The sequence below is a fragment of the Proteiniphilum sp. X52 genome (genome assembly GCF_003712195.1).
GTDB lineage: Bacteria > Bacteroidota > Bacteroidia > Bacteroidales > Dysgonomonadaceae > Proteiniphilum.
Genome location: NZ_RDSD01000002.1, coordinates 284,926 through 311,255, shown reverse-complemented (window position 1 = coordinate 311,255; position 26,330 = coordinate 284,926). Strand labels below are relative to the sequence as shown.

Sequence of the window (26,330 nt, the reverse complement as noted above, 5' to 3'; positions counted from 1 at the left end):
CATAGGGATATCCACTCTCCAGTTTTCTTTACACCTTTTAGCTTCTCACCCATCTCCCCTCACCCATCTTTTTTTCGACGGAATGTATGCAACCCAATCTTGCGGCTTATTTCATCATTCCACAACCTTCACCCACGCACCTCTGTTTCTTGCCTGTTCCCGCGGCGCATACATTGCCTGGCACGATACCGGCGGCAGATAATAATTACCCCGGTATGCCGCCTGCAAACGCACGCGGAATGTTTTCGTTTGTCCCGCACCAAGGTTGAAATAGGTCAGTACCCGGTCGTCGCGAATATCGCGGTAATTATATCCTCCATCGGGAGCGGAAGCATCCGCTTCGAGCATCCGTTCATTGAAAATCTCCCAACCGGACGGGAATACCTGTGTCAGCGCCAGATCAGTAAAGGCCTGTTCGGCACTGTTCTGAAGAGTCACCACCGCCGTGAATTCCGTTCCCTGGGGGAGCGACTCCACACTCAGCGGGTTGCCGTTCAGATCGACATACCTCACCGTCATCCGAAACCGCCCTTGTGTCGGTTCCTGGTCCGTACCGACCTGTGGAATTGTCCTGGCCGAAAGGCGCGCATAGAGCTTGCCTTTTCCCTTATTGGTGAGATTTGCCGAAAGACTCTTGTCCGGCTTTATGTCTACCTGATAAATCGCTTTGGGCGTATTCACATTCTCCATATTTCTGCCGTTCAACGTCCAGCCGACATCGATATTTCCCGAACCGACTTGCGCGGCAAGTTTCGCCATTGCCACCAGTCCGAACGCCGCAGTCTGGGTAGTGACATAATCCGACGACAATGATTGTGCCACTGACGGCGCCAACGACATCGCTTTTTCCACATTATCGAGCAACAGGTATGTTTCCAGTATCATCGCCCTGTCCCGCGCCGATGTTCCATAGGTGTCGTTATTGAAACTATAGTCTTCCACCTCATCGGGCAGGTTAAAGACAAGCGAATTGGCGACATCCTTTCTTCCTGCCAGGGCATAAGCAGCTGCCAACCGCCAGCGTGCCTGCAGCGACAAACCGGACAGTTCTCTCATTCGGTTCATGGCTCCGAGCTCGGTACTTCCGTTCAACGCCAGCGTGTAGAGGCGGTACGCCTGCTGGAGTTCGACCATCGAAAGAGCGTAATAACCACGGTGGGGATTGGTGGGCAGCCAGTTCTGTGCGAGCCTCTTCTGGAACTGGGTCCATCGCAACAACACGGTTTCCGGCACCTCATACCCTTTGTTTTTCGCCTCAACCAGAAAATGTCCGGCGTAGGTGGTTGCCCATTCCGAGGAGTAATTATCTCCATACCAGTACATAAACCCTCCATCGGCCAATTGCCGGGATGAAAGCATCCGGATCACCTCGTTCACTTTCGCGGTCATCCGCTTCTTTTCGTCTTCTTTCAATACCGTGAATTGCTCCACGTAGAGCAACGGGAAAGCCTGCGAAGTGATTTGTTCGGTACATCCGTGCGGGTACTCGAGCAGGAAATTCATATTCTGGCTGAAGTTCACGCTCGGCAAACGCGAGAGTTCGAGGGTAGCCCAATCATCCGGCTGAACACTCCCGGTCTGAATATCGAGCGTTACCGATCCGCCGGGTTCGACGATCTTTGCCTGTGTGAGTACTATGGGCGGATTCGGATTACGGACCGCGATATCGATGGTCTCCGTGAACGACCTACCGTTAGCCGTGGCTTTGATTTCCACTTGTTCTGCCCCGGTTTCCTTGCCGGATGCCAGTTTGAAGAAAACGATTTTGTCGCCCGGCTTGTCAAACGACAGGCTCTTGGTGGTCCCATCGGTGGGTTTGAGCAATCCTTTTGTCTGAATGGTAACCTGTATATTTTTCACGCTATTTCCCATGGCAAAGACATTGACCGGGAGCCATACCTCCTCGTCCGGCCCCAAGATGCGCGGAAGCGTGGAAAGTGTCATCAGCTCATTTTTCACTGCGACGGTTTTCTCGGCGTTGCCATAGGCACCGTCTCCACCGGCCACTACCATCACACGTACCGACCCGATATACTGCGGAAGCCGGATCGTATGCGATTTTGTCTCACCTCCTTTCAACTCGAACGGACCGATGAACTTCACCACGGGTTTGAAGCGGTTCACGTTGTCGCGTGACGGCTTCAACGCTTCATCACCGCCGATACCCAGCAAAGATCCCATCATACCGGTGTTTGCCCCCAATACGCGGTCGAACAGGTCCCAAGTGCGCACGCCAAGGGCTTCACGTGCATAAAACTCGCTCCACGCATTGGGCGTCTTGAACGCGGTCAGATCGAGTAACCCTTCATCCACGATGGCCAGCGTATAGGTCATCGGTTTTTTTGTTTTTTCCGATACCGAGATGGTGAACTCTTTTTCAGGATGAAGTGTATCCGGCATCCGGATAACCGGTTCGAGAGTACTGTTTCTGTTCTCCACACCCACATTCACCACACCATACATCCGGATAGGCAGGTCGTTCACCGTCTGCGCGTGCGGTTGCAGCATGGTGGCGAACACATAGAAGTTGGGCGCCATCTTCTCGGTGACCTCTATCACATATTTGGTGTCTTCCTCACCGGAAGCTTTCACCCATTCCCGATGAAGGATTCCCGATCCGTTTTCGATGCTGACGAGCACGCGGCCTTCGGAGCTCTTGGGGATGATAACCGTGGCTTTCTCCCCGGTTTCATACGACGGTTTGTCGGTGGAGAATGACAGCATGGTCAGCCCTTCCGGGTCGCTCTTGGCCGCGCGTCCACGCCACAATGGCCAATCGACATAAAAGACCGTTCCTGTGGCATGCTTGCCCGTCTTGTCTTTCACCAGAAGCAGGTAGCGTCCCCAATCGGGATAATTCACCTGGAAATCGATTTTACCCTTTCCGCGGGTGAGGGTTACTTCCCCGCTTGACACGATGTTGGCGGCAGTATTGTTCACATACGACCCCAGATCCTCCTGCGTACTATTCCACCACCAGCTCCAGTTGAGCTTATAAACGGTGTATTCCACAATTCCCGAAACGGGCTTGCCGTAAGCATCCACCGTAACCACCTCGAACGGGATCGGGCTGTCGGTCTCCAGGAATTCGCCGGGACGCAAGGCGGGTGCCTTTACTCCCACATAGGTTTTATAAGGCGAGTAAAAGACCGTCTGTGCATAAAAACTCATATCCCCACCGGTCTCATACACGCGTGAAAGGATATTCCCCCGCAACATCCCCGGCGCATTTTCGGCCACCGGGACTTTGGCATTGACTCCCGCCACACCCGAAGCATTGAGTATCCCCTCGAATATTTTCGTCTTGCTTGTCTCGAATTTCACTATCGGATTATTGAACGAATAGCCGACATATCCTTTGAACGGGTTCTCTGATGCGTAGAGCGTCAGGTCTATATCTGCTTTCAGGTTCGAAGCCGGCGCGCCGTGCAGCCATTGCGATGTAAGCGTACCCGAGATAACGCCATTTGACGCGTCAATAATGGAGTCGGTATCCAAACGCACCCTTAACCGGTTAGGTTTGATGGTTTCTATGCGAAGTGACTTATGGAAGGTGGTACCGCCCACTTTTACCTGTCCCTGCCAGACACCGGTCTCCGCGGCCGGATCCGTCGGCACGGTGAAAGTGTAGAACCCGTTCAGGCCGTCGCTCTTCACCTGTCTTTGATAGAATTGTCCCCGGGGGGTGTAGACCTCAAGGGTCACGGGGTGTCCCTCCGGCAATTTTTTCTCCTTGTCTTCAAGAATAAACGATACGAAAATGGTGTCGCCGGGGCGCCATACGCCCCGCTCGGCATAGACATAGCCTTTCAGCCCTCTTTGTATTTCTTTTCCGCCCACATCGAACCGGCTGAGCGATAACGACGCCTGCTCTTCCACTTCCAGATAGCCGGTATCATTCCCTTTGGCTGCCGTCACGACAAACGGTCGCCCTTTCTTGTAATCGATCTCAGCGAAGCCGTTGCGATCGGTCTTAGCCGAACCCATGACCCGCATCTGATAGTTGTATATGGTCACTTCGGCTCCGGAGACAGGCTCGGTGGAGAGAATATCGGTCACGGCCACACTCATGGTATGTCCCTGCCCGGCTTTGGCGATGATACCCATGTTCGACGCCATGAGCATGGTCTGTGCCATGCGCTCGGAACTCATATAATAGGTTGGTTTACAAGGGTTGTCACGCTCCTCCCATTTATAACCGCTCCAGTCGACCGGCTCGTAGTAATAAGGCGATGTTTCATCCCATAGGGCTTCATCTTCTTCGGAAATCTCATCATCAGAGAAGCGTTTCATATTCACATCATCAGGAACTTGCGGCCTGATTCCCTCACAGGGATAGAGCGAATAATCGGATCGCATCGAGAGCTGTACCGCATAGAGCGCGCCGGGATCTTTCCCGATCATCCGGGAAAGATCGATGGTGAAGTTGTTCCATTTTGACAAGTCCAACTGTTTGTCCCTGTCCAGACGTATCCGTTTTTTCATTACCAACCGCCCGAATCGGCGTAATTCTCCACCTGACTGGTTATTATTCAGGGAAGAGGACTGCAGATAATAAAGCAGGTTGTCGCGATATACTTTTATCACTTTCACATCCACGGCCCAGAGGTTCACAGCACTGAACGGAAGCAAGAGTTGCTCCGAGTTGGGAAGAATATTTCCACTCTTCTCAAATTTTATCTGCGGTTTGTCATCCTCCACCTGCAGTTGGTAGAGATAAGTCTTGTCGAGGCTCAATCCGGAGTTGTTTTTAAGACCCTCATGGATTTGCAGCTCCATCTGTCCTTTGGGCAGGGATTCGGGATATATTTTGATCACATTCTTGTCGATACGGTAAGTGAAATTCTTCACACCGGAGGGCAGGATCAATCCTTCCAGATCCTGCGTCTGTGAAACCGGATCACTGAAAGTCAGCCGGATATGAGGGTCGGAAGCCTGTACCACACGCACATCCGTCACTTCAAAATGCTCTTTTGAAAATGCGGGAATATCGATGGTATGTTCGAGTTTCTTTTTTGAATTAATTGCTTTCCCGTCGATGGTCAGCATATATTGTCCGGGTTTATCCGTCCGCTGCAGGCTGTCTATCAAAACGCGAAACGATGAGACGCCGGCAGGCATTACCCGGACTTTCGGATGTCGCGTCCCTTTCACATTGAACATTTCGGCTACGTCGTCGGCTGAAACGGGATTGGACAGATTCATCGTCACCTCCACCGTGTTCCAGGTCAGATCGGACACGCTCATGGGTGAAAACGGAACTACGTCGGCGGTAAAACTCTGTTCATTCACACGGATGGAAAAATTGAATTGACGGAATTTTTCCTCCACATCCAATACCTTGCCCAGGTGAAAGCTAATATTGTATTCCTTTCCGGGTTCCAAGGCCCCCGCCTCCGGCGTAAAGCGGAGGGTGTTCCCGTTCACCCAGAAAGTCTGCCCTTTCAGTGACGGTGAAAACGAAAACAGTTTCTCTTTCACCTCGGCGTTCAATTCCACGGCAGGGATTTCCTGCACAAGTTCTATCTGAATGAACGCGTCGGAAGAAACGTTTCCATAGGTAAATGCCGAGATATAGCGGGCAAACTCAGGGTCAATTCCCTTACTGCCCTTTGTATTGCATCCGGTTGAGAGCAAGAGAACAACCGTAAATAAAACAGAAAAAAAAGGGAGAGATGTTCGTTTCATACGACAATAATTATTTTTAGCATTAAGGTGGCATGGAACTCGCATACTGTACGTAATGTTCGAGGGTAATAAGGGTTCAGGTGCTCGTTCCATACAATCAAAATTTAGATACAAAAGCCAAGTCAATTCGCTGATTCATAAAATCATTATTTAAAACTCCAGATAGGGTTCTAGGCGGAGGATATCTTCGGAAGTAAACTCATCGAGGATGGAGAGTTCCCGGATAGAAGTGATATCGCCTTTTTTGCGACGAAGTCCCATGATAGCCTGCACCTGTTTGTAATTCAGGTAGGGATGACGCAATAATTCCTTGAAATCCGATTGATTCAGCTGGATCCTGCGGAAATTGCCATCAGGTTCAATATAAACAGATATACGGGAGAAAAGTTCCTGATCAATACCATATACTTCCAATAGTTGCTCAACAGATACAAATCCGCCCAGCAAGTCGCGGTACCTCACAATACGGAAGGCATACACACTACCGATACCGGGCACTTTCTTCCATTCGGACGTATCGGCTTTGTTCAGGGATATCGTTTCTCCTTGGGAGAGTTTCTCTATGGACGGGGAAGCAGCACGGAAGGATGAGATATCACCGCTTTGCGGGGGATACTCTTCTGTGGCATTCCTCCCACCTTGACGAGACAAGCTCTTATCGGCAGAGTCGACCTTGTCCGACCAACTTTTCCGCTTTAATGGAACCCCTCTCTCGTTTGGAACAGCAACGGCGGAAGATTCCCTTACCTTTGATGCACGCCGAAATTCCTCAAACTCCCGAACCAGCGAGTCATTCTGTATCAGAATGACATCCGACGAGTTCCTGTAGCTTAGGAGCGCATTCAAAATAAGGGTCAACACAATAAGAACAAGCAACAGAATCACCGCCGTTTTTGAACTTCTTTGAAAATATAGGAAATCTTTCCAGCGCATGTCTTTGTAATGTGCTAATTAATCAATGTGCCAATGTGCCAATGTGCCAATTAAATTATTAAATCATCGTGCCATCCAAATTCATTGGCATATTCACTACGCTTCGCTCCGTTGAGCGTTGTTTGCCACATTCTTCACATTGGCAAATTGGCACATTGGCACATTAAACTGCCTTAAAGTTAGAAATTATATTGTTTTCTTTTTAATAAATAGTCATAAATTGTATCTTTGGTGAATCTTTTTCCGCTGATATATCCGTCAAATCAAAGATTTCCGCAAGGTATGGTATTGAATTACATTTGGATTGCATTTTTTTTGATCGCTTTCGTGGTGGCTTTGGTAAAGTTCGTCTTTTTGGGAGATGTAAACGTCTTTACTGAGATCATGAATTCCACCTATGAGTCTGCCAGAACCGGATTCGAAATTTCTTTGGGATTAACGGGGGTGTTGTCGCTCTGGCTGGGCGTGATGAAGATAGGTGAACGGGGGGGTATGGTGGAGCTTTTTTCCAGAGCTGTCTCTCCTCTTTTTTCCCGTCTTTTCCCCGATATACCCAAGAATCATCCTGTTTCGGGTTCCATCCTGATGAACCTCTCCGCCAATATGCTGGGACTTGACAATGCGGCGACACCGTTCGGGTTGAAAGCGATGCAGGAACTACAGGAGATTAACCCGAAAAAAGGGGAAGCCTCCAATCCCATGATCATGTTCCTGATCCTGAATGCATCGGGTTTGACATTGATTCCCGTCACCATTATGGTTTATCGTGCACAATTGGGTGCCGCCAATCCTGCCGATGTGTTTATCCCTATTATGATCGCCACCTTTTCCTCTACTGTGACCGGCATGATTGCCGTGTGTATGAAACAACGCATCACTATCTTCAACAAGGCGATCATGGGTTTTGTATTGAGCATAGCCGTCCTTATCATCGGCACAATCATTCTCTTCCGGTCGATGTCGCAGGAACAGATCAATATGGTCTCCGGACTTGCCGCGAATATCTTTCTCTTCACTATTATCGTGCTTTTCATTGTAAAGGCATTACGCCGCCGGATCAATATCTTCGATGCGTTTATCGACGGAGCAAAAGAGGGTTTTAAGACTGCTGTCACCATTATTCCCTTCCTTATTGCCATACTGGTGGGCATTGGGGTCTTCCGCGCTTCTGGAGCGATGGATTTCCTGATGGAAGGAGTGCGGGACCTGGTAGCATTGACAGGTCTCGATACCCGCTGGGTGGATGGGATGCCTACCGCACTGATGAAACCACTAAGCGGCAGTGGTGCCAGGGGGATGATGATCGACGCCATGCAGACTTTCGGAGCCGACTCATTTACCGGCCGATTATCCTCCGTGCTGCAGGGAGCTACCGACACCACCTTCTATATCGTGGCTGTTTATTACGGCGCGGTGAACATCAAAAATTCCCGCTATACCGTTCCCTATGCGCTTTTGGCCGATTTGGCAGGTATTATTGCCGCCATTTTTGTGGCCTACCTCTTTTTCGGATAATAAACAGGGGATTCTCCAAGCAAATAAATGTTAATAAAATGGCAATTACTTTCTACGCTGAAAACATAGATTTCCCGAAGATCAAAAAACGGGAGACTGCCAACTGGATAAAAAACGTCGTGAAAAATTACGGAAAACAGGCCGGCGATATTTCCTATCTTTTTTGCACCGATGAAAAAATTCTGGAAATTAACCGCCAATACCTGCAACATGATTTTTATACCGATATCATCACATTCGATTATTCCGAAGGTGAACGTATGTCGGGAGATATCTTTATCAGTATCGATACGGTATTGTCAAATTCAATTCAATATCACACTGATTTCGAGGAGGAGTTATACCGAGTCATTATCCACGGTGTGCTTCATCTATGCGGCCTCAACGATAAATCGGATTCCGAAAGCAAACAGATGAAAGAGGCTGAAGAAAGAGCTCTCAAGCTGAGAAAAGAAAGCGGGAATTGACTCTGTGATTCCCGCCATATATAAAGACCCTTGGAAAAAACCAATCGCTGCCAGGAAGAGAAATCAATAGCGGGTGAGACCTACTCTGCCGATCCTTCCGGAGAGATATGGCGACCATCTCCCGCATCTCCACATATTCAGCTGAAACAAAGCATGTTGACTTATTCTTATCGGTAATTAACATCCCATCGACAGTTAACTTTTTCTTTTTTAGTATCTTTGCTCTCTGAAAATAAAAAAATGACATTCAATTACGATATCATAGTTGTGGGGGCAGGCCATGCCGGGTGCGAAGCGGCTGTTGCCGCCGCCAATATGGGCTCCAGGACACTGCTGATCACGATGGATATGAACAAGATTGCCCAGATGAGCTGCAATCCCGCCGTTGGTGGTATTGCCAAGGGGCAGATTGTGCGTGAAATTGACGCATTGGGCGGACAGACTGGGATAGTGAGCGATAAAACCGCCATTCAGTTCCGTATGCTGAATCGTTCAAAAGGTCCTGCCATGTGGAGTCCCCGGGTACAAAGCGATCGGATAAAGTTCATCGAAACATGGCGTGATATCATCGAAAATACGCCTAATCTGGACATGTGGCAGGATATGGTGACCGGACTTATCTGTAGGGATTCAACCATTGCCGGAGTAAAGACCGGCATGGGGGTGGAGTTCTTCTGCAAAGCAGTGGTACTTACCAACGGTACTTTTCTCAACGGGTTGATCCATATCGGCAAGGTACAGATCGGCGGAGGCCGCATTTCCGAACCGGCCTCTGTCGGAATAACGGAACAGCTGCGTGATCTGGGATTCACCACCGACCGGATGAAGACCGGCACGCCGGTACGTATTGACGCCAGAACGGTCGACTTTTCCCTATTGGAAGAGCAAAAAGGAGATGTGGATTTTCATAAATTCTCTTATCTTCCCGAAGTGCGACGGACACTTCGACAAAAAAGCTGCTGGATAGCCTATACCTCCGAGGAGGTGCATGACGCCTTACGGGAAGGACTTCACGACTCACCTCTCTACAATGGGCAGATACAAAGTATAGGACCCCGTTATTGTCCCAGTATAGAGACCAAGATCGTCACCTTCTCCGACAAGACAAGCCATCAACTGTTTCTCGAACCGGAAGGCGAAACAACCCATGAGTGTTATCTCAACGGCTTCTCCTCTTCCCTGCCCTTACAGACACAATTGAAGGCTTTACAACGCATCCCGGCTTTTCGGAATGTGCATATTTTCCGTCCGGGATACGCCATAGAATATGACTTTTTCGACCCGCGGCAATTGCATCCCACACTCGAGACAAAACCGGTAAAAAACCTCTTTTTTGCGGGACAGATCAACGGCACCACAGGGTATGAAGAGGCGGCCGGGCAAGGCCTGATTGCCGGCATCAACGCCCACATCAATTGCCACGGAGGATCTCCCTTCGTACTGCGCAGGCATGAAGCCTACATAGGAGTTCTGATCGACGATCTGATCACCAAAGGGGTGGATGAACCCTACAGGATGTTCACATCACGCGCTGAATACCGCATCCTCCTTCGTCAGGACAATGCCGACGAAAGGCTCACAAAAAAGGCGCACGAGATAGGCCTGGCGACCAACGAAAGGCTGCGATTACTCCAGCGCAAAGAAGAAAAAGTAGCACAGATCATCGATTTTGTCCGTAATTTCTCCGTCAAGGCAGACCGGATCAATCCTTTCCTGGAACATATCGGAACAGCACCATTGAAGCATGGAGTGAAACTGCACGACCTGCTGACAAGGCCGCACATCGATTTATCGTTGATGGCACAGCAAATCGCTCCTCTCAAAGCACTGCTGGATACTATCGACGAGCGCAAAGAGGAAATCATAGAGTCGGCCGACATAGAGATAAAGTATAATGGTTACATCAAACGGGAACGGATCATGGCCGACAAGATTACCCGTCTGGAGGATATCCGCATCAAAGACAAATTCAACTATAATGAGATACAATCGCTCTCCACGGAAGCACGACAAAAACTGACGAAAATCAACCCGGAAACGATTGCCCAGGCAAGCAGAATACCGGGCGTCTCACCCAACGACATCTCCGTTTTGCTTGTGTTGTTGGGGCGCTGAGATCTCAAATGTTTCACGTGGAACATCCAAAAAAAACAAATTATCAAGCCACTTTCATCAAGCCAAAGGAGCATAACCCCGCGTATACTCCGCCATCGAGAAAATTGAAAATCGAGGAGCGAAGGCGACTCAATTGAGTGCTGAGGAGCGAAGGCGGCTCAATTGAGTGCTGAGGAGCGAAGGCGGCTCAATTAATCATTCAGGAGCGGACGCGACGCAATAATCATTCAGGGGCGGACGCGACACAATTGAAAATCGAGGAGCGAAAGCGACACAAAACGACTAATTTTAAAACAAAAAATGAGTATCGAAACACTTACTTCAGCAGTCAGGAACATCCAGGACTTCCCAATACCGGGAGTTCTTTTCAGAGACATTACCACCCTGTTTCAATCACCTTCTCACCTGAAAGAACTATCGGACATACTGTATGAAAGATACAAGGAGAGGGGAATCACCAAGGTGGTGGGAATTGAGTCCAGAGGTTTTTTTATGGGCCCTGCCGTGGCGATCCGATTAGGTGCGGGATTTGTACCTATCCGCAAACCCGGCAAACTTCCCTATAGGGTGATTGAGGAAACCTACACCAAAGAATACGGGGAAGACACAATACAGATCCACGAAGATGCGTTGTCGAATGATGACGTGGTATTGCTGCACGACGACCTGCTGGCAACCGGCGGGACCATGGTGGCGGCGTACAATCTCGTGAAAAAACTGGGTGTGAAAAAGATATACATCAACTTCCTCATAGAGCTGGAAGAATTGAAAGGTATAGATCATTTCCCGAAAGAAGTGGAAGTAAATTCGGTTATCAAATTCTAAACGCCCGGGATATCTCCGAGAGCAATGACAGATAATCAATTACAGTTCACAAGTGATCTCCACGGCCCACTCAAACAAAGCCCTACCCTTTTATGACCGATGAAATTAAAAATACGCTTGCTGTTATTCCGCATCAACCGGGCTGTTACCAGTTCGTTGATGAGAACGGCACTGTGATATATGTCGGTAAAGCCAAGGATCTGAAAAAAAGGGTCTCGTCCTATTTCAACAAACATCACGAACATCCGAAAACGCGCATCCTGGTTAGAAAGATTCAGAAGATAAAATATGTTGTCGTCAATTCGGAAGAGGATACTTTTCTACTGGAAAACAACCTGATCAAGCAGCTAAAACCCCGTTATAACGTGATGCTGAAGGATGACAAATCCTACCCGTTTATCGTGGTGAAAAACGAATATTTCCCCCGGGTCTATAAAACCCGGAATGTAGTGAAGGATGGCTCCAAATATTTCGGCCCCTATACGTCGGTACAATCGGTGAATGCCCTGCTGGATATTTTCAGGCGCGTATACAAAATACGCACATGCCGGCTCAATCTGACTCCCGAAAATATTGCCGCCGGAAAATTCAAGGTATGCCTCCAGTATCATATCAAGCAATGCGAAGGGCCGTGTGAGGCTTTGCAATCACTGGCAGACTACAATAAAAATATTGAAGAGATCATTGAGATATTGAAAGGAAATGTGGCAATTATCGAAAGACAGATTCATGAAGATATGCAGGCCCTTGCGGAACAACTGCGCTTTGAAGAGGCACACAGGTTAAAGGAAAAACTGCTGCTGATCCAGAATTTCAGGGAGAAATCGCAGGTAGTAAGCAATATAAACTATAACTTGGATGTCTTCTCGATGGAAGAAGCTGAAAATTCAGCATACATCAACTACCTGCATGTGGTGAATGGCGCTGTGAATCAGGCATATACATTCGAATACAAAAAGAAACTCGATGAATCTCCCGAAGAATTGCTGGGCATGGGGATTGTGGAGATGCGTCAACGGTTCGGCAGTGACATGAAAGAGATCATTGTCCCCTTTATGCCGGACTTGAAACTGCCGGCAGTAGAGTTCACCATTCCTCAAAGAGGTGAAAAGCGAAAACTCCTCAGCCTGTCGGAAAAGAATGTGAAGCAATACAAGATCGATAAACTTAAAAAGGCGGAGATGCTCAATCCCGAACAACGGGCAACCCGCATTCTGAAGGGAGTACAAAACGATTTGCAATTGAAAGAAATTCCCTGGCATATCGAGTGCTTCGACAACTCCAATATTCAGGGAACAAATCCGGTGGCAGCCTGTGTCGTTTTCAAAAAAGCCAAACCATCGAAAAAAGATTACCGCCATTACAATGTGAAAAGCGTTGTAGGGCCCGATGATTTCGCATCGATGCGTGAGATTGTGGAAAGACGCTACTCTCGGCTGCTTAACGAAGGCGCTTCCCTGCCCCAACTCATTGTCATTGACGGAGGTAAGGGGCAATTGCATGCTGCTGTGGAATCGCTTCAGAAAATCGGATTATACGGAAAAATTGCGATCATCGGTATTGCCAAGCGTCTGGAGGAAATCTATTTCCCGGAAGACCCTGTCCCACTCTACATCGATAAAAGTTCGGAAACGTTAAAGCTTATCCAGCAGGCCCGGGATGAGGCGCACCGGTTTGGAATCTCCTTTCACCGGCAAAAAAGAAGCAAATCACAAACAACGTCGGAATTGGACCAGATCAAAGGTATCGGCCCCGAAACAAAAAAGAGATTACTGATCCATTTCAAAAGTATTAAAAGGATTAAAGAGGCAACCAAAGAAGAGATCGTTTCTGTGATCGGAAAGAGTAAAGGTGAGATCGCTTGGAAGTGGATAAGAGGAGGAGAATGACCAATTATGAGACTACTTATTCAACGGGTAAAAAAAGCGTCCGTCCATATCGGCGGAGAGAAGACAAGCAGTATTGGCGAGGGTCTGTTGCTTTTTGTGGGCATAGAAGAAGCCGATACCGAAGAAGATATTGTTTTTTTAGGCAAAAAAACGGTAAATTTACGTATATTTGACGATGAAAAGGGGATTATGAACCGATCGGTGCTCGAAACCGGCGGTGAGATATTAGTCGTTTCTCAATTTACGCTGCATGCCAGCACAAAAAAGGGAAATCGCCCTTCCTATCTGCGCGCGGCCAAACCGGAAATATCGGTTCCTCTTTATGAACAATTTTGTGTCATCTTGTCGGATATGCTCAAAAAGCAGGTAGCCACCGGAGAATTTGGTGCCGACATGCAGGTGGAATTGGTGAATGACGGTCCTGTAACCATCTGGATCGATTCCAGGAACAGGGAATAGATAGAAAGGCCGGGGAGAGAGGGCAACCGGGACCGAGGGATGACCGGGGATACGGGATGACGATGACAGAGTGACCGGATGAACGGAAAAATCGGACGAATCGCAGAAAGTAACCAGCAACAGACACGAGACAAGATGACGATACAAGAGGCCCAAAAACAAGTGGATGAATGGATCAAAACCTATGGTGTACGCTATTTCAGTGAGCTGACCAATATGGCTATCCTCACCGAAGAAATCGGCGAACTGGCCCGGATTATGGCACGCACCTACGGCGACCAGTCATTTAAAAAATCAGACTTGTCGAAAAATCTGGCAGACGAGATGGCCGATGTGCTTTGGGTATTACTCTGTCTGGCCAACCAAACCGGAGTAGATCTGGAGGAAGCGTTAGTTAAAAACATAGGGAAAAAGACACGGAGAGATGCTGACAGACATCTGAACAACAAAAAATTACAAGATAATACTGACAAATAACATTCAAGAGGACATATAAATAGCGTAAAACAAAAAACGATGGAGACAAACAAATATAGCAAAGCAATCGATACGCATCCGTTCACACTGACGGACGAGGAGGTTTCGAAAAAAGTAAACGACCTTATCGCCGAAAAATACAGCGAAAATAACAATCCGGGAGTTTACAAAAAACTGTACAGTTGTATAGACCTCACCTCTCTCAACACTACCGACTCGAATGAGAGCATCTGGAAATTTGCTGAAAAGATTAACAAATTCGACGGCTCTAATCCGGAAATGGACAATGTCGCGGCCATTTGTGTGTATCCCAATTTTGCCCGTACGGTGAAAGAGGCATTGACTGCCGATGTAAAGATTGCTTGTGTGGCAGGAGGATTTCCCTCATCCCAAACCTTCAGCGAGATCAAAGTAGCGGAAACATCGCTGGCCGTGGCAGACGGAGCGGATGAAATCGACGTAGTCATCAACGTGGGAAAATTTTTAGATGGTGAATATGAAGAGATGTGTGAAGAACTTACCGAAATAAAAGAAGCCTGCCGTCACGCCTCACTGAAAGTGATCCTTGAGACCGGTGCGTTACAAAATGTGAAGAATATCCACAATGCCGCCATCTTGTCACTCTATTGCGGCGCCGACTTTCTGAAGACATCCACCGGAAAAGGGTATCCCGGCGCCACCCCTGAAGCAGCGTATGTGATGTGCCATGCCGTTCTCTCCTATCATACCAAAACCGGAAGAAAAATCGGCCTGAAGATGTCCGGAGGAATTGCCACCACAGAAGATGCGGTTAAATACTATACCATTATAAAAGAGACACTTGGCGAAGAATGGTGCCACAACAGCCTGTTCCGTATCGGGGCCAGCCGACTGGCGGATAACCTTCTCTCAAAGATAGAAGGTTGATGATTTAAGGAATGAGATGATTCGTAATTAATCAGCACCACTTGCCCCGTGTTGACGGAATTGCCGCTATTTCCCCAAAAATCGTGACAGTTCTCGAACGACCGGGGCAGGTTCCATATACCGAAATAAAAAAAATAAAATAGTCATATGAAAATCAATTTTTTTTCCCTGGCGGCAATCGTCTGCCTGTTTTGTATAAACACATTGACTGCCCAGGAACATCAATCGATTTCCAAACGTCGCCCCCTGCCCTACTGGCAGGATGTGAATGTAGTAAAGGTAAACAAAGAGCATCCTCGCACGCAGTTCATGACGTATGAAACCAGATCGGAAGCGCTTAATACCCCTTTCGAGGAGAGTAAATATTATATCTCACTGAACGGAACATGGAAATTCTATTTCGTGGATTCCTACCACCAACTGCCCGAAAACGTCACCGATTCTGCCCTCCTCCTCACCGGATGGAAAGATATCAAGGTTCCGGGTAATTGGGAAATGCAAGGCTTCGGTACCGCGGTGTATGTGAATCATCCCTATGAATTCGTGGAACGTGATCCGGAAACCCGCTATCCGAAGATGGAGCCGCCCTATCTTCCGCAAGAAAACCCGGTGGGCGTATACCGCCGTGAAATAGATATCCCCGAAGATTGGAACGAGCGTGAGATATTTCTGTCCATTGACGGAGCCAAATCAGGAGTATATGTGTATATCAACGGAAAAGAGGTAGGATATAGCGAGGATTCAAAGACAGCCGCCGAATTCAGGATCAACTCCTATATACATCCCGGTAAAAATTCACTCGTGCTGAAAATATTCCGCTGGAGCACGGGCTCCTACCTTGAGGCGCAGGACTTCTGGCGCATCAGCGGTATTGAGCGGGATGTCTTCCTCTGGTCGCAACCCAAGACATCGTTACGTGATTTCAGGGTGAAAGCGACCCTTGATGAGAGTTACCGCAATGGCATCTTCGAATTGGAAACGACCGTCAGCAACTATCTCTCCGGCGCTTCCTATGCCGAAGTCTCTTATGAACTGCTCGATCCCGCCGGCAAAGTGGTTGCCTCAGAAACAAAACCGGTGGCAATCCAAAGCCAAGGAGAGAATACCGTCCGCTTCAACGCACAACGACTACCTGATGTGGCTGCATGGACTTCGGAGCATCCCCACCTGTACAAACTGCTTATCACCGTGAAGAAAGAAGGGGATACATCGGGGGAGGTAGTCCCCTACCCTGTCGGTTTCCGCCGGTTCGAGATCAAACCGGTAAAGAGCGGCGATCGAACCGACCGCCTTTTCCTTGTGAACGGCCAACCCATCAAGTTAAAAGGGGTTAACCTGCATGAGACCAATCCCAAAACCGGCCATTATGTGACGGAAGAACTGATGCGAAAAGATATCGAGCTGATGAAACTGCACAATATCAATAGCGTCCGGCTCTCCCATTATCCGCAACCGCGCCGCTTCTATGAACTGTGCAGCGAATACGGGCTCTATGTATACGATGAGGCCAATATCGAGTCGCACGGGCTATATTACGGCGAACGATCCCTCGCCAAACACCCGGAATGGGAGCAGGCCCATATGGACAGAACCGTAAACATGTTCGAAAGGAACAAAAATCATCCGTGCGTCTCCATTTGGTCGCTTGGCAATGAAGCCGGCAACGGTATCAATTTTTTCCATACCTATAAATTCCTGAAAGATCAGGAGCGTAGCCTGATGGATCGTCCGGTGAACTATGAACGGGCGTTATGGGACTTCAACTCTGACATGTATGTGCCACAATATCCCAGTGCCGCCTGGCTGGAAGAGGTCGGCAAAGCAGGGAGCGACCGACCGGTAATCCCCTCAGAATACTCGCATGCCATGGGTAACTCCAACGGTAATCTTGATATCCAGTGGGAGGCAATCTACAAATACCCGAATCTGCAGGGCGGATACATCTGGGATTGGGTAGACCAGGGTATGGAAGCTTACGACGAAGAAGGAAGGCTCTACTATAAATATGGCGGGGACTATGGTGTGGACATGCCCAGTGACGGAAACTTTCTCTGCAACGGTCTGGTAAATCCTGACCGTTCCCCCCACCCTGCCCTGGCCGAAGTGAAATATGTCCACCAGAATTTTGCCTTTGAAGCGGTGGACCTGTCCACAGGCGTTTTCCGGATCATTAACCGGCAATATTTCTCCAATACGGATGACTATACTTTCCGCTATATTATCACTGAAAATGGAAAGAACATCTCCGAAGGAGTGTTGCAAGTCTCCCTGCGACCTCAACAAACCACAGAGGTTTCATTACCCGTCGGCAAGTTACAGCCCAAACCCGGTATGGAATATTTTGTCAACTTTGAAGTGATTCAAAAAGAAGCCGCACCATTCATTCCCGCCGGTCACATAGTAGCCATCGAACAATTCAAACTACCGCTCTCGATACCTAAGCAAGCATACAAGGAGAGCAACGGCACACCCCCGCTACAAGTGGATCAATCCGGAAACAGCATCCGTGTGACCTCTCCCCGCTTGGAATTTATATTTGACAAAGCGAGCGGTATGGTTACCTCCTATAAGGTGGAAGGCAATGAGTATTTTGACAAAGGCTTCGGCCTACAACCCAACTTCTGGCGTGCCCCGAACGACAACGATTACGGAAATGGAAATCCTCACCGCCTGCAGGTATGGAAACAATCAAGCAAAAATTTCAATGTCACCGAGGTGAAGAGCTATCCTGAAGATAACAAAGTGGTAGTTGAAACCACTTATCTGCTTGCCGCAGGCAACCTTTACACTGTAAAATACAGCATCTATCCTTCCGGGGTTATAAAGGTAGATGTGGAATTCTTCTCCACCGATATGGAAGAGAGACAGGTCGGCGCTTCCGAAGCGACGCTCACAGCCACTTTCTCACCGGAAGCATCCGCCGCGCGTAAAGCTTCGTCCACGCTGACCGTACCCCGTATAGGCGTGCGATTCCGCATGCCGGTGACGATGCATAACGTATCTTATTTCGGCCGTGGCCCGGGAGAGAATTATATCGACAGGGCTTCCGGATCCAAAGTGGGCCTTTACCAAACCACAGCAGAGGAAAATTATTTCCCTTATGTTCGTCCGCAGGAAAACGGACACCGGACCGATACACGATGGGTAGCCCTCACCAATGACACCGGCGGATTGATGATCGTTGCCGACAGTTCCATAGGGTTCAATGCGTTGCGTAACAGCGTGGAGGATTTTGACTCCGAAGAGAACAAGGACAAGCCTTATCAGTGGAACAATTTCAGCAGTGAGGAAATCGCTTCCCGTTCCGATGAAGAGGCAAAGAACAAGCGACCCCGCCAGACACATATCAATGATATCTTCCCCCGAGACTTCGTGGAGGTATGTATCGACATGAAACAACAAGGCGTGGCCGGATACAATAGTTGGGGAGCCCGTCCCCTTCCCCAATACACCATTCCTGCCAATCAGGATTACAAATGGGGTTTCACGCTGATTCCGGTGAAAAGCGAAGCGGAGATCATGGAGAAATCACCTTTGAAATACTAAAGGGTTTCAGTTCCATAAAATGGTTTCAGATCCTATTTCCACGGGCAGAGGGCCGGTTTTCCGGCCTTCTGCCTGTTTTGTTTAAGTTTTTCCTCTGTTCTCGCTTAACGAAAAAGTTCACTAAAGTTAGGCTTTTTCTACGCTCGACATAGTAAAAACAAGTTTTTCCTCTGTTCTCGCTTAACGAAAAAGTTCACCCTCCCGTAAAGATTGATCACCACCCCCAGGCTCTGCCATTTTGTCTTTACATTTTGCAATATCCAACTGTTTTTTGATGTTTTTCGGCCATTTTGTCACAAACATGCTCCAAAACGGGATAAATTCCCTCCCGGCATCTATTTTGCACTGTTGATAGTGTAACAAAAGAAAACTAAAAGAAAGGAGTAAATTATGGCAATTATCAGACGTACAAACAACTGGTTACCGAGTATTTTCAATGACTTTTTCGGTAATGAATGGATGGAAAACAGCAGCAGATCTGTGCCTGCCATCAATATCCAGCAGAATGAAAAAGGATTTACGGTGGAAGTTGCGGCTCCGGGCATGACCAAAGAAGACTGTGTGGTGAGGATCGATGAGGAAAATAATCTGGTGATCTCCTTTGAGAAGAAGAATGAACAGGAAGAGAAAGATAAAAAGGGAGCTTACCTGAGACGTGAATTTTCTTATACGCAGTTCCAAAGAAGAATGGTATTGCCCGAGAACGTGGAAAAGGATAAGATCTGCGCAAAGGTGGAAAACGGGGTTTTGACCGTTGAAATCCCCACTGTGGAAGAAGAAAAAGTTTCCACATCCAAGCTGATTGAAATCCAATAATCGACAGAAAAGGTAACGAAGAAAGGGAGTGGACCAATGGTTCCACTCTTCTTTTTTAATGGTCCCGTTCATTCAAATAGATCAGGAGAAGACGCAAAAGAGTTTTGATTTGGTCATCGACGGGGAGCTCCGAGATGATCGTTTCGCCCTCATCCAGCAATTCCCGCATCTTTTTGTGGGCATACTCCACTCCACCATACTCTTTGGCAAAATCAAGCACCCGTCCGATATTCTCATCCGAATAATCCCGCGATTGAATGATTTTCAACATCCCGTCCGAAACCGTCCGGGGTGCATGCTGCAAAGCATATATCAGGGGAAGTGTCACTTTTCCTTCCCGGATATCGTTGCCGGTAGGCTTACCCACATCATTTTTGTAATAATCAAAGATATCATCCCTTATCTGAAAACAGATACCCAAGATGCCTCCCAACCGGCCGAATTCGGAGGTAACCTGCGGGGAAGCGCCTCCGGTAATAGCTCCGATGGTAATGCTGGCACGCAATAAAGAGGCCGTCTTCTTCTCGATCACCTGAAAATAGGATGCTTCATCAATCAGGATCTCCTCAGCAAGCGCAAACTGCACCAACTCCCCTTCCGCCAGGCTTTTCCCCAACTCCGACATGATACGTACAATATTGAAATCCTTGGTCTTTACACTCTCAGCCAAAGCCGACGACAAAAGATAATCACCCACAAGTACCGCCTTGGTGTTGTCGAAAACAGCATTCACCGAGCGCCTGCCCCTGCGCATATCGGACTTATCAATCACATCATCATGCACAAGCGTGGCTGTATGTAACAACTCAACCGTCACAGCGCCATGATACGTCTCCGGGATAATCTGCCCGCAGGCTTTTGCGGCCAATAAAACCAACATAGGCCTTAACCGTTTACCGTTTCCCTTGAAAACATAATCGATAATTCCTGCAATGCGGGGATTACTGTTTTTGATTGATTCTCGCAAATAAGTATCAAAAAGTTCCAGTTCTTCCTGTAGAAAGTCTCTTATGACCTGACTCTGATCCATCGCATCCTGAATTTTATGTCACAAATTTATAAATTATTCTCCTCCCAGCAACAAATATTCGTAACTTTACATTTCTTAATCAGATTTTGAACGTTTTCGTTAAGCTAAATCAGCAAAGTCAAGCATAGAAAAAAATTAAATTTATTTGAATATAATTATGCACAAGAACAAACTATTCCTTCTGGACGCCTATGCTCTTATTTACCGTTCCTACTATGCTTTCATCAGGAACCCGAGGGTAAACTCAAAAGGTGAGAACACATCCGCCATTTTCGGGTTTGTCAACACCCTGGAAGAAGTGCTCCATAAGGAAAACCCGTCACATATCGCGGTGGCTTTCGATCCTGACGGCCCCACTTTCCGTCATCAGGAATTCGAGTCCTACAAGGCGCAACGTGAAGCGACCCCTGAAGATATCAAGCGATCGGTTCCCATCATCAAGCAGGTCATCGCCGCATACAATATTCCCATACTCGAAGTGCCGGGCTATGAAGCCGATGATGTGATCGGCACTATTGCCAAACGGGTAGATAAAGACCGTTTTGATGTGTATATGATGACACCCGACAAAGACTACGGGCAGCTTGCCGAGTCCCATATCTTCATCTACAAACCCAAATACGGCAGCAATGATTTCGATATCCTGGACGATAAAAAGGTAATGGAAAAGTATCACCTCTCGAGTCCGGCCCAGATGGTCGACCTGCTGGGGCTGATGGGAGACACCTCTGATAATATCCCGGGGTGCCCGAGTGTAGGGGAAAAGACGGCTATAAAACTGCTCAGAGAGTTCGGCACCATCGAAAACCTGCTTGCACAAAGCCATCAACTCAAAGGGGCGTTGCAAAAGAAAGTGGAGGATAATCGGGAGCAGATCCTTTTCTCAAAATTCCTGGCCACTATCAAGACCGACGTGCCCATTGAGGTAAGAGAGGATGATTTTGCCCGGAAAGAGATGAACCGAGAGGCCCTGAAGGCCCTTTTCGAACTGCTGGAATTCCGCACCTTCCTGAATCGTCTGTTCAACCGCACGCCTGTGGCCGTTGCACCCAGAGGGCCCGTACAGGGTAATCTGTTTGAAACGGTCGAAGAGGAAACGGAAACAGAAATAGCAATGCTTCCACCGGTCGAGTTGTCCGCCGGCTACGCCAACATCCACACAACACCCCATCAATACACCATGATACGGTCGGAAGAGGAAATGGTGGAGCTATGCAAAAAATTAACGGCACAGCCATCGGTCTGCTTCGACACGGAAACTACCGGCATGGATCCGTTATTGAGTGACCTGGTGGGACTCTCCTTCGCGTTCAACGAGGGGGAAGCCTGGTATGTGCCTATTTCTGCCGACCGCGAAGAGGCTTGCCGCCAGGCAGCGATATTCAAGCCTTTCTTTGAAAATGAGGCTATTGGTAAGATCGGCCAAAACCTCAAATATGATATCCTGTCACTCCGCAATTATGATATCCAGGTGAAAGGGAAACTCTTCGACACCATGATCGCCCACTATCTCCTGAACCCGGAAATCCGGCACGGGATGGATTATATGGCAGAAACCTACCTGAAATACCGGACGATCCATATCGAAGAACTGATCGGTCCAAGAGGCAAGAACCAGAAAAGCATGCGCGCTGTGGATCCGAAGATCGTGGCCGATTATGCCGCGGAAGATGCCGACATCACGCTGAAATTGAAAAATATACTGGAACGTGAGATCCGCGACAGCCATCTGGAGAAGCTGTTCTACGACATTGAATGTCCGCTTATCTATGTGCTGGCCGATATGGAATGGACCGGGGTAAGGCTCGACCTGAAAGCATTGGAAGAGCTTTCCACCCAATACACCGCCGAACTGCAACGGATTGAAAAAGAGATTACCGATATGGCCGGCATTGCGTTCAATGTCAATTCTCCCAAACAAATCGGTGAGATCTTGTTTGACAGGCTGATGATCGTGGATAAGCCGAAAAAGACCAAGACCGGACAATATAAAACCAGTGAGGAAGAGCTGGAGAAAATCCGCTCGAAACATCCGATCATCGAAAAGATACTGGAACAGAGGGGACTTAAAAAACTGCTCGGCACTTATATCGATGCATTCCCGCTGCTTATCAATCCCCGTACGGGTAAGATACACACCTCATTCAACCAGACGGTAGCCGCCACAGGACGGCTGAGCAGCACCAACCCCAATCTGCAGAATATCCCTATCCGCGATGAACGGGGTAAAGAGATGCGGAAAGTATTTATTCCCGACCAAGGATGCCTGTTCGTTTCATCGGACTACTCACAGATCGAACTGCGTATCATGGCTCACCTGAGCGGCGACAAGAACATGACCGAAGCGTTCAGTAAAGGGCAGGATATCCATGCCGCCACCGCTGCCAAGATCTATAAGATTCCCCTGGAAGAGGTCACCGGGGATATGCGGCGTAAGGCAAAGACAGCCAACTTCGGGATTATCTACGGCATCACACCCTTCGGCCTGTCGGAACGGCTTGCCATCTCCCGTACCGAAGCCAAAGAATTGATCGATGGATATTTTGAGACTTTCCCTCAGGTGAAACAATATATGGATGAAAGCATTTCCCAGGCGCGTGAGAAAGGCTTTGTGGAGACGCTTCTGGGACGTAAGCGGTATCTTGCCGATATCAACTCGCGCAACGCCGTGGTACGTGGCTATGCTGAACGGAATGCCATCAACGCCCCCATCCAGGGGAGCGCGGCAGATATCATCAAAATGGCCATGATCCGCATCTTCACCCGGCTACAAAAGGAGAAGCTCCAATCCAAAATGATCCTCCAGGTACATGACGAATTGAATTTCAATGTATTGCCGGAAGAATTGGAAAAAGTAAAAGCAATTGTGAAGGAAGAGATGGAAAATGCCTGTCAATTGTCGATCCCGCTGAAGACCGACATAGGGGTGGGGGAAAACTGGCTGGCAGCGCACTAATCAATGAGACAATATATCAATTTGCTAATGTGCTAATTAACTAAAATGCAAATGAAACGCGCTACGGGTTACTCACCTTTCACTCTCTATTCATTGGCTTATTGGCATATTGACTCATTAGTAAAATTAGTTGTATGTTGGACGGATTAGCGGAATTCGGTTTCTGGGGACTACTGCTGGCTTCTTTCTTGGCAGCCACTATCTTGCCATTAAGTTCGGAAGTGGTTTTCGCCGCGTTGATTGCCGCGGGATATGACATAGGGAGTTGTATCGTCTATGCTACCATAGGAAATTCCCTAGGGGGTGCAACCTGCTATTATTTGGGACGACTGGGCAAGACTGAATGGTTGGAAAAATGGTTTCACATAAAACCCGAGAAGGTCGACCGTATGACTCTCCGGCTGCGAAGAAAAGGGGCGGTCATGGGGTTTTTCGGCTTTCTCCCGGCCATAGGCGATTTGATGCTGGTCGCACTGGGGTTCATGCGGGCAAACATGCCGGTGGTAATGGCCTCGATGACTACCGGGAAATTTTTGCGCTACCTGTTAATCGGATTTGGAACCGATAAATTGTTGGAAATATTTTAAAGTTCTCTGTCGGCAATAAACAAAAACATATTGGCAATCAAATTGTCGACAAACAATTTGCCGATATTTCGGACTTTTTTTAAGAGGAACTTTACAATGAATTCATCCAATAAAAATATTCCCTCATACGCAATGCCATATTTGTTTTTATCGACAAGCGCCCAATGCGGGAAATTTGTTAAAAAGTTAAATCTTAACATTTTTCACGCAACATTTTTTCCGATATACCGTCATACATTCAGTGAACACCTTCATCTGGCAGCAATGAAAAAGATGGTTTTTTTTACTTGTTTAACTCTTTTATTCGTCTCCTGCAATAAAGAGTTGAAATTAAATGACCCCGATCCACATTTATTTGTAAAACAAATTAAGCAAGGAACGTACCGGTTGCATAAAAAAGGCGAAAACGGGGACAATCTTTGGTTGGAGATGCCCGTGTTCTCGCCGGTTGATATCCCGGTTTTACTGGAACTGGCTTCGGACACGACCCATATCCGGGATTATCCGTTGAACCCGATATCTTCCCGCCGGCCCTTTCCCGAAGGACGGGGATATTTTATTTTGGGCGAGTGTCTTTTATGGACAGTCGAAGGAATCCGCAACGGGGCAAGATATGGCTCCTTAGACCCGTTTCTTGTAAGATCCGAAACAGATACCGACGGCAACTACATGGCGTTGACTACCAAAGAGATTCTTGCCGTAAGGGAATTGTATATCGAATGGTGGAAAAACCACAAGAACGGCAATTGGAAAGGGGTCAATCCTCTCGAAGACAGCGGATATATATGGTTTTAAAGGAGGCGATTTTTTAATTTTCCGCATCCGTTCCTTATCTCAATCGTGCGGCAACCGTTGCGCAATACCCTTATTTTGAGAATCCTGGGGGTTGTGAGCGAGAAACGCTTGTAATCGGTATCAGAAAAAGTAAACTTAACTGTGCCCCGTTTGAGGAAAGATTCTCGACTTGTAATCGGAAAAAGTAAAACCAGATCTGTTTTTGTTGAAACCTTTGCAGGTGTGAATGTTTTTTTCTATTTTCGTGAAAGAATGCAATGACGCCGTCCGATTTTTTAAAGATCATCTAAATGTCCACCATATTATTTCATGAGATTGTTTTTGGGCCCATCCACAGCAGGAGGCTGGGGTTATCGCTTGGAATAAACCTGCTGCCGTATGACGGTAAACTCTGTTCATTCGACTGCATCTACTGCGAATGCGGATTCAATAAAGACTTCCGAACAAAGACCCAATTGCCCGACCGGGAAAATGTATGGGCGGCGCTGGAGGATAAACTGTTGTCACTCCGCCAGGAAGGAATCACACCCGATGTGATCACTTTTGCCGGTAACGGGGAGCCGACGATGCACCCGCAGTTTGAAGGCATTATCGACGATACTATCGGGCTGCGGGATCGTTATTTTCCGGCCGCCAAAATAAGCGTGCTCACCAACGGCATGCACCTCCACAAACCCGAGGTATTCGAGGCGCTCCAAAAGACAGAGAACCCCATAGTGAAACTCGACTCGGCATTCGATGAGACCGTACGCCTGATCGACCGCCCCAACGCTCCCGGTTATTCAGTAGCCAAACAGGTAGCACGCTATCACCGCTTTCAGGGTAATTTCATCTTGCAGACCATGTTCGTGAGAGGCCGGTTTGAAGGACAGGAAGTCGACAACACCACCGAAAAGGAGATTTCAGCCTGGTTAGAGCTGGTCAGGACGCTTAACCCCCGCGAGGTGATGATCTATACCATTGACCGGGAAACGCCCGCCAAAGAGCTTGAAAAGGTGCCTGTCGACGATTTGCGGAAAATAGCGGCCAGAGTGGAGGAGTTAGGGATACAAACCAATGTGGCAGGATAATAATGCCGCGTTTCATTTTAAACCGCCATGGCCGGCTTTTATTGCATCACTCAACTTTCGCAAGGGGCATGATCGCGACTAAAGCGGAGACCTATAGTTGCACGCATTTCAAACTTACACGCGAAACTCGCATTGCATTGGAAAATGTCGTTCCAAGGATGCCCGACCCACCCTAAAGAAGAGATCCCCGATTGTATGGATCACTGTATGATGCGGTTGTATCCCTTTTAAACAAAGCATCGTGTATAACTGTTCT

Annotated in this window: 17 protein-coding genes; 14 read left to right on the top strand and 3 right to left on the bottom strand. The window is 48.0% G+C overall.

Annotation, left to right across the window (positions count from 1 at the left end):
• Window positions 1–114 precede the first annotated feature (114 nt).
• A complete protein-coding gene (locus D7D25_RS03580; protein WP_122967580.1) occupies window positions 115–5,688 on the bottom strand; it encodes an alpha-2-macroglobulin in 5,574 nt (1,857 codons plus the stop codon).
• A gap of 150 nt (window positions 5,689–5,838) precedes the next feature.
• The gene (locus tag D7D25_RS03575; RefSeq protein WP_122967579.1) at window positions 5,839–6,621 is read right to left on the bottom strand and encodes a helix-hairpin-helix domain-containing protein; all 783 of its coding nucleotides are present in this window, start codon (window positions 6,619–6,621) and stop codon (window positions 5,839–5,841) included.
• A gap of 282 nt (window positions 6,622–6,903) precedes the next feature.
• On the opposite strand from D7D25_RS03575, the gene D7D25_RS03570 reads away from it, so the two are divergent.
• The 10 genes from D7D25_RS03570 to D7D25_RS03520 all read left to right on the top strand — a co-directional run bounded on the left by D7D25_RS03570 (window position 6,904) and on the right by D7D25_RS03520 (window position 19,636).
• Window positions 6,904–8,136 carry a nucleoside recognition domain-containing protein gene (locus D7D25_RS03570; RefSeq protein WP_122967613.1) on the top strand — a complete coding sequence of 411 codons (1,233 nt, stop codon included), beginning with the start codon at window positions 6,904–6,906 and terminating at the stop codon, window positions 8,134–8,136.
• A 38-nt stretch (window positions 8,137–8,174) separates the two neighbouring features.
• On the top strand, window positions 8,175–8,603 hold the full coding sequence (gene ybeY / locus D7D25_RS03565; protein WP_122967578.1) for an rRNA maturation RNase YbeY: 429 nt from the start codon (window positions 8,175–8,177) through the stop codon (window positions 8,601–8,603).
• 240 nt (window positions 8,604–8,843) lie between these two features.
• On the top strand, window positions 8,844–10,718 hold the full coding sequence (gene mnmG, locus D7D25_RS03560; protein WP_122967577.1) for a tRNA uridine-5-carboxymethylaminomethyl(34) synthesis enzyme MnmG: 1,875 nt from the start codon (window positions 8,844–8,846) through the stop codon (window positions 10,716–10,718).
• A gap of 300 nt (window positions 10,719–11,018) precedes the next feature.
• Window positions 11,019–11,543 (top strand): adenine phosphoribosyltransferase, encoded by a 525-nt coding sequence (locus D7D25_RS03555; RefSeq protein WP_122967576.1) that lies wholly within the window; start codon window positions 11,019–11,021, stop codon window positions 11,541–11,543.
• Between the two features lie 92 nt (window positions 11,544–11,635).
• Complete coding sequence (gene uvrC / locus D7D25_RS03550) at window positions 11,636–13,432, top strand: excinuclease ABC subunit UvrC (protein ID WP_122967575.1); 1,797 nt, start codon at window positions 11,636–11,638, stop codon at window positions 13,430–13,432.
• Between the two features lie 6 nt (window positions 13,433–13,438).
• Complete coding sequence (gene dtd, locus D7D25_RS03545; RefSeq protein ID WP_122967574.1) at window positions 13,439–13,891, top strand: D-aminoacyl-tRNA deacylase; 453 nt, start codon at window positions 13,439–13,441, stop codon at window positions 13,889–13,891.
• Between the two features lie 135 nt (window positions 13,892–14,026).
• On the top strand, window positions 14,027–14,368 hold the full coding sequence (locus D7D25_RS03540) for a nucleotide pyrophosphohydrolase (RefSeq protein ID WP_122967612.1): 342 nt from the start codon (window positions 14,027–14,029) through the stop codon (window positions 14,366–14,368).
• A 39-nt stretch (window positions 14,369–14,407) separates the two neighbouring features.
• Entirely contained in the window at window positions 14,408–15,274 is an 867-nt protein-coding gene (gene deoC / locus D7D25_RS03535; RefSeq protein ID WP_122967573.1) for a deoxyribose-phosphate aldolase, read from the top strand.
• A 147-nt stretch (window positions 15,275–15,421) separates the two neighbouring features.
• The gene (locus tag D7D25_RS03530; RefSeq protein WP_370453822.1) at window positions 15,422–18,820 is read left to right on the top strand and encodes a glycoside hydrolase family 2 TIM barrel-domain containing protein; all 3,399 of its coding nucleotides are present in this window, start codon (window positions 15,422–15,424) and stop codon (window positions 18,818–18,820) included.
• A 390-nt stretch (window positions 18,821–19,210) separates the two neighbouring features.
• Window positions 19,211–19,636, top strand: coding sequence for an Hsp20/alpha crystallin family protein (locus D7D25_RS03520; RefSeq protein ID WP_122967571.1), 426 nt, complete (start codon window positions 19,211–19,213; stop codon window positions 19,634–19,636).
• A gap of 55 nt (window positions 19,637–19,691) precedes the next feature.
• Here D7D25_RS03520 and D7D25_RS03515 read toward each other — a convergent pair whose 3' ends face one another.
• Window positions 19,692–20,666 carry a polyprenyl synthetase family protein gene (locus tag D7D25_RS03515; protein WP_122967570.1) on the bottom strand — a complete coding sequence of 325 codons (975 nt, stop codon included), beginning with the start codon at window positions 20,664–20,666 and terminating at the stop codon, window positions 19,692–19,694.
• Window positions 20,667–20,823: 157 nt separating this feature from the next.
• On the opposite strand from D7D25_RS03515, the gene polA reads away from it, so the two are divergent.
• The 4 genes from polA (at window position 20,824) to D7D25_RS03495 (ending at window position 26,074) form a co-directional block, all read left to right on the top strand.
• Window positions 20,824–23,622 (top strand): DNA polymerase I, encoded by a 2,799-nt coding sequence (gene polA, locus D7D25_RS03510; RefSeq protein ID WP_122967569.1) that lies wholly within the window; start codon window positions 20,824–20,826, stop codon window positions 23,620–23,622.
• A gap of 134 nt (window positions 23,623–23,756) precedes the next feature.
• The gene (locus D7D25_RS03505; protein ID WP_122967568.1) at window positions 23,757–24,209 is read left to right on the top strand and encodes a YqaA family protein; all 453 of its coding nucleotides are present in this window, start codon (window positions 23,757–23,759) and stop codon (window positions 24,207–24,209) included.
• A 324-nt stretch (window positions 24,210–24,533) separates the two neighbouring features.
• Window positions 24,534–25,004 carry a DUF4943 family protein gene (locus D7D25_RS03500; protein WP_158602526.1) on the top strand — a complete coding sequence of 157 codons (471 nt, stop codon included), beginning with the start codon at window positions 24,534–24,536 and terminating at the stop codon, window positions 25,002–25,004.
• A gap of 290 nt (window positions 25,005–25,294) precedes the next feature.
• Complete coding sequence (locus D7D25_RS03495; RefSeq protein ID WP_122967566.1) at window positions 25,295–26,074, top strand: radical SAM protein; 780 nt, start codon at window positions 25,295–25,297, stop codon at window positions 26,072–26,074.
• Window positions 26,075–26,330 lie beyond the last annotated feature (256 nt).

Excerpts from the sequence above, each read along its gene's own strand:
- D7D25_RS03580 (WP_122967580.1), bottom strand. The coding sequence starts at position 5,688 with ATGAAACGAACATCTCTCCCTTTTTTTTCTGTTTTATTTACGGTTGTT.
- D7D25_RS03575 (WP_122967579.1), bottom strand. The coding sequence starts at position 6,621 with ATGCGCTGGAAAGATTTCCTATATTTTCAAAGAAGTTCAAAAACGGCG.
- D7D25_RS03570 (WP_122967613.1), top strand. The coding sequence starts at position 6,904 with ATGGTATTGAATTACATTTGGATTGCATTTTTTTTGATCGCTTTCGTG.
- ybeY (WP_122967578.1), top strand. The coding sequence starts at position 8,175 with ATGGCAATTACTTTCTACGCTGAAAACATAGATTTCCCGAAGATCAAA.
- mnmG (WP_122967577.1), top strand. The coding sequence starts at position 8,844 with ATGACATTCAATTACGATATCATAGTTGTGGGGGCAGGCCATGCCGGG.
- D7D25_RS03555 (WP_122967576.1), top strand. The coding sequence starts at position 11,019 with ATGAGTATCGAAACACTTACTTCAGCAGTCAGGAACATCCAGGACTTC.
- uvrC (WP_122967575.1), top strand. The coding sequence starts at position 11,636 with ATGACCGATGAAATTAAAAATACGCTTGCTGTTATTCCGCATCAACCG.
- dtd (WP_122967574.1), top strand. The coding sequence starts at position 13,439 with ATGAGACTACTTATTCAACGGGTAAAAAAAGCGTCCGTCCATATCGGC.
- D7D25_RS03540 (WP_122967612.1), top strand. The coding sequence starts at position 14,027 with ATGACGATACAAGAGGCCCAAAAACAAGTGGATGAATGGATCAAAACC.
- deoC (WP_122967573.1), top strand. The coding sequence starts at position 14,408 with ATGGAGACAAACAAATATAGCAAAGCAATCGATACGCATCCGTTCACA.
- D7D25_RS03530 (WP_370453822.1), top strand. The coding sequence starts at position 15,422 with ATGAAAATCAATTTTTTTTCCCTGGCGGCAATCGTCTGCCTGTTTTGT.
- D7D25_RS03520 (WP_122967571.1), top strand. The coding sequence starts at position 19,211 with ATGGCAATTATCAGACGTACAAACAACTGGTTACCGAGTATTTTCAAT.
- D7D25_RS03515 (WP_122967570.1), bottom strand. The coding sequence starts at position 20,666 with ATGGATCAGAGTCAGGTCATAAGAGACTTTCTACAGGAAGAACTGGAA.
- polA (WP_122967569.1), top strand. The coding sequence starts at position 20,824 with ATGCACAAGAACAAACTATTCCTTCTGGACGCCTATGCTCTTATTTAC.
- D7D25_RS03505 (WP_122967568.1), top strand. The coding sequence starts at position 23,757 with ATGTTGGACGGATTAGCGGAATTCGGTTTCTGGGGACTACTGCTGGCT.
- D7D25_RS03495 (WP_122967566.1), top strand. The coding sequence starts at position 25,295 with ATGTCCACCATATTATTTCATGAGATTGTTTTTGGGCCCATCCACAGC.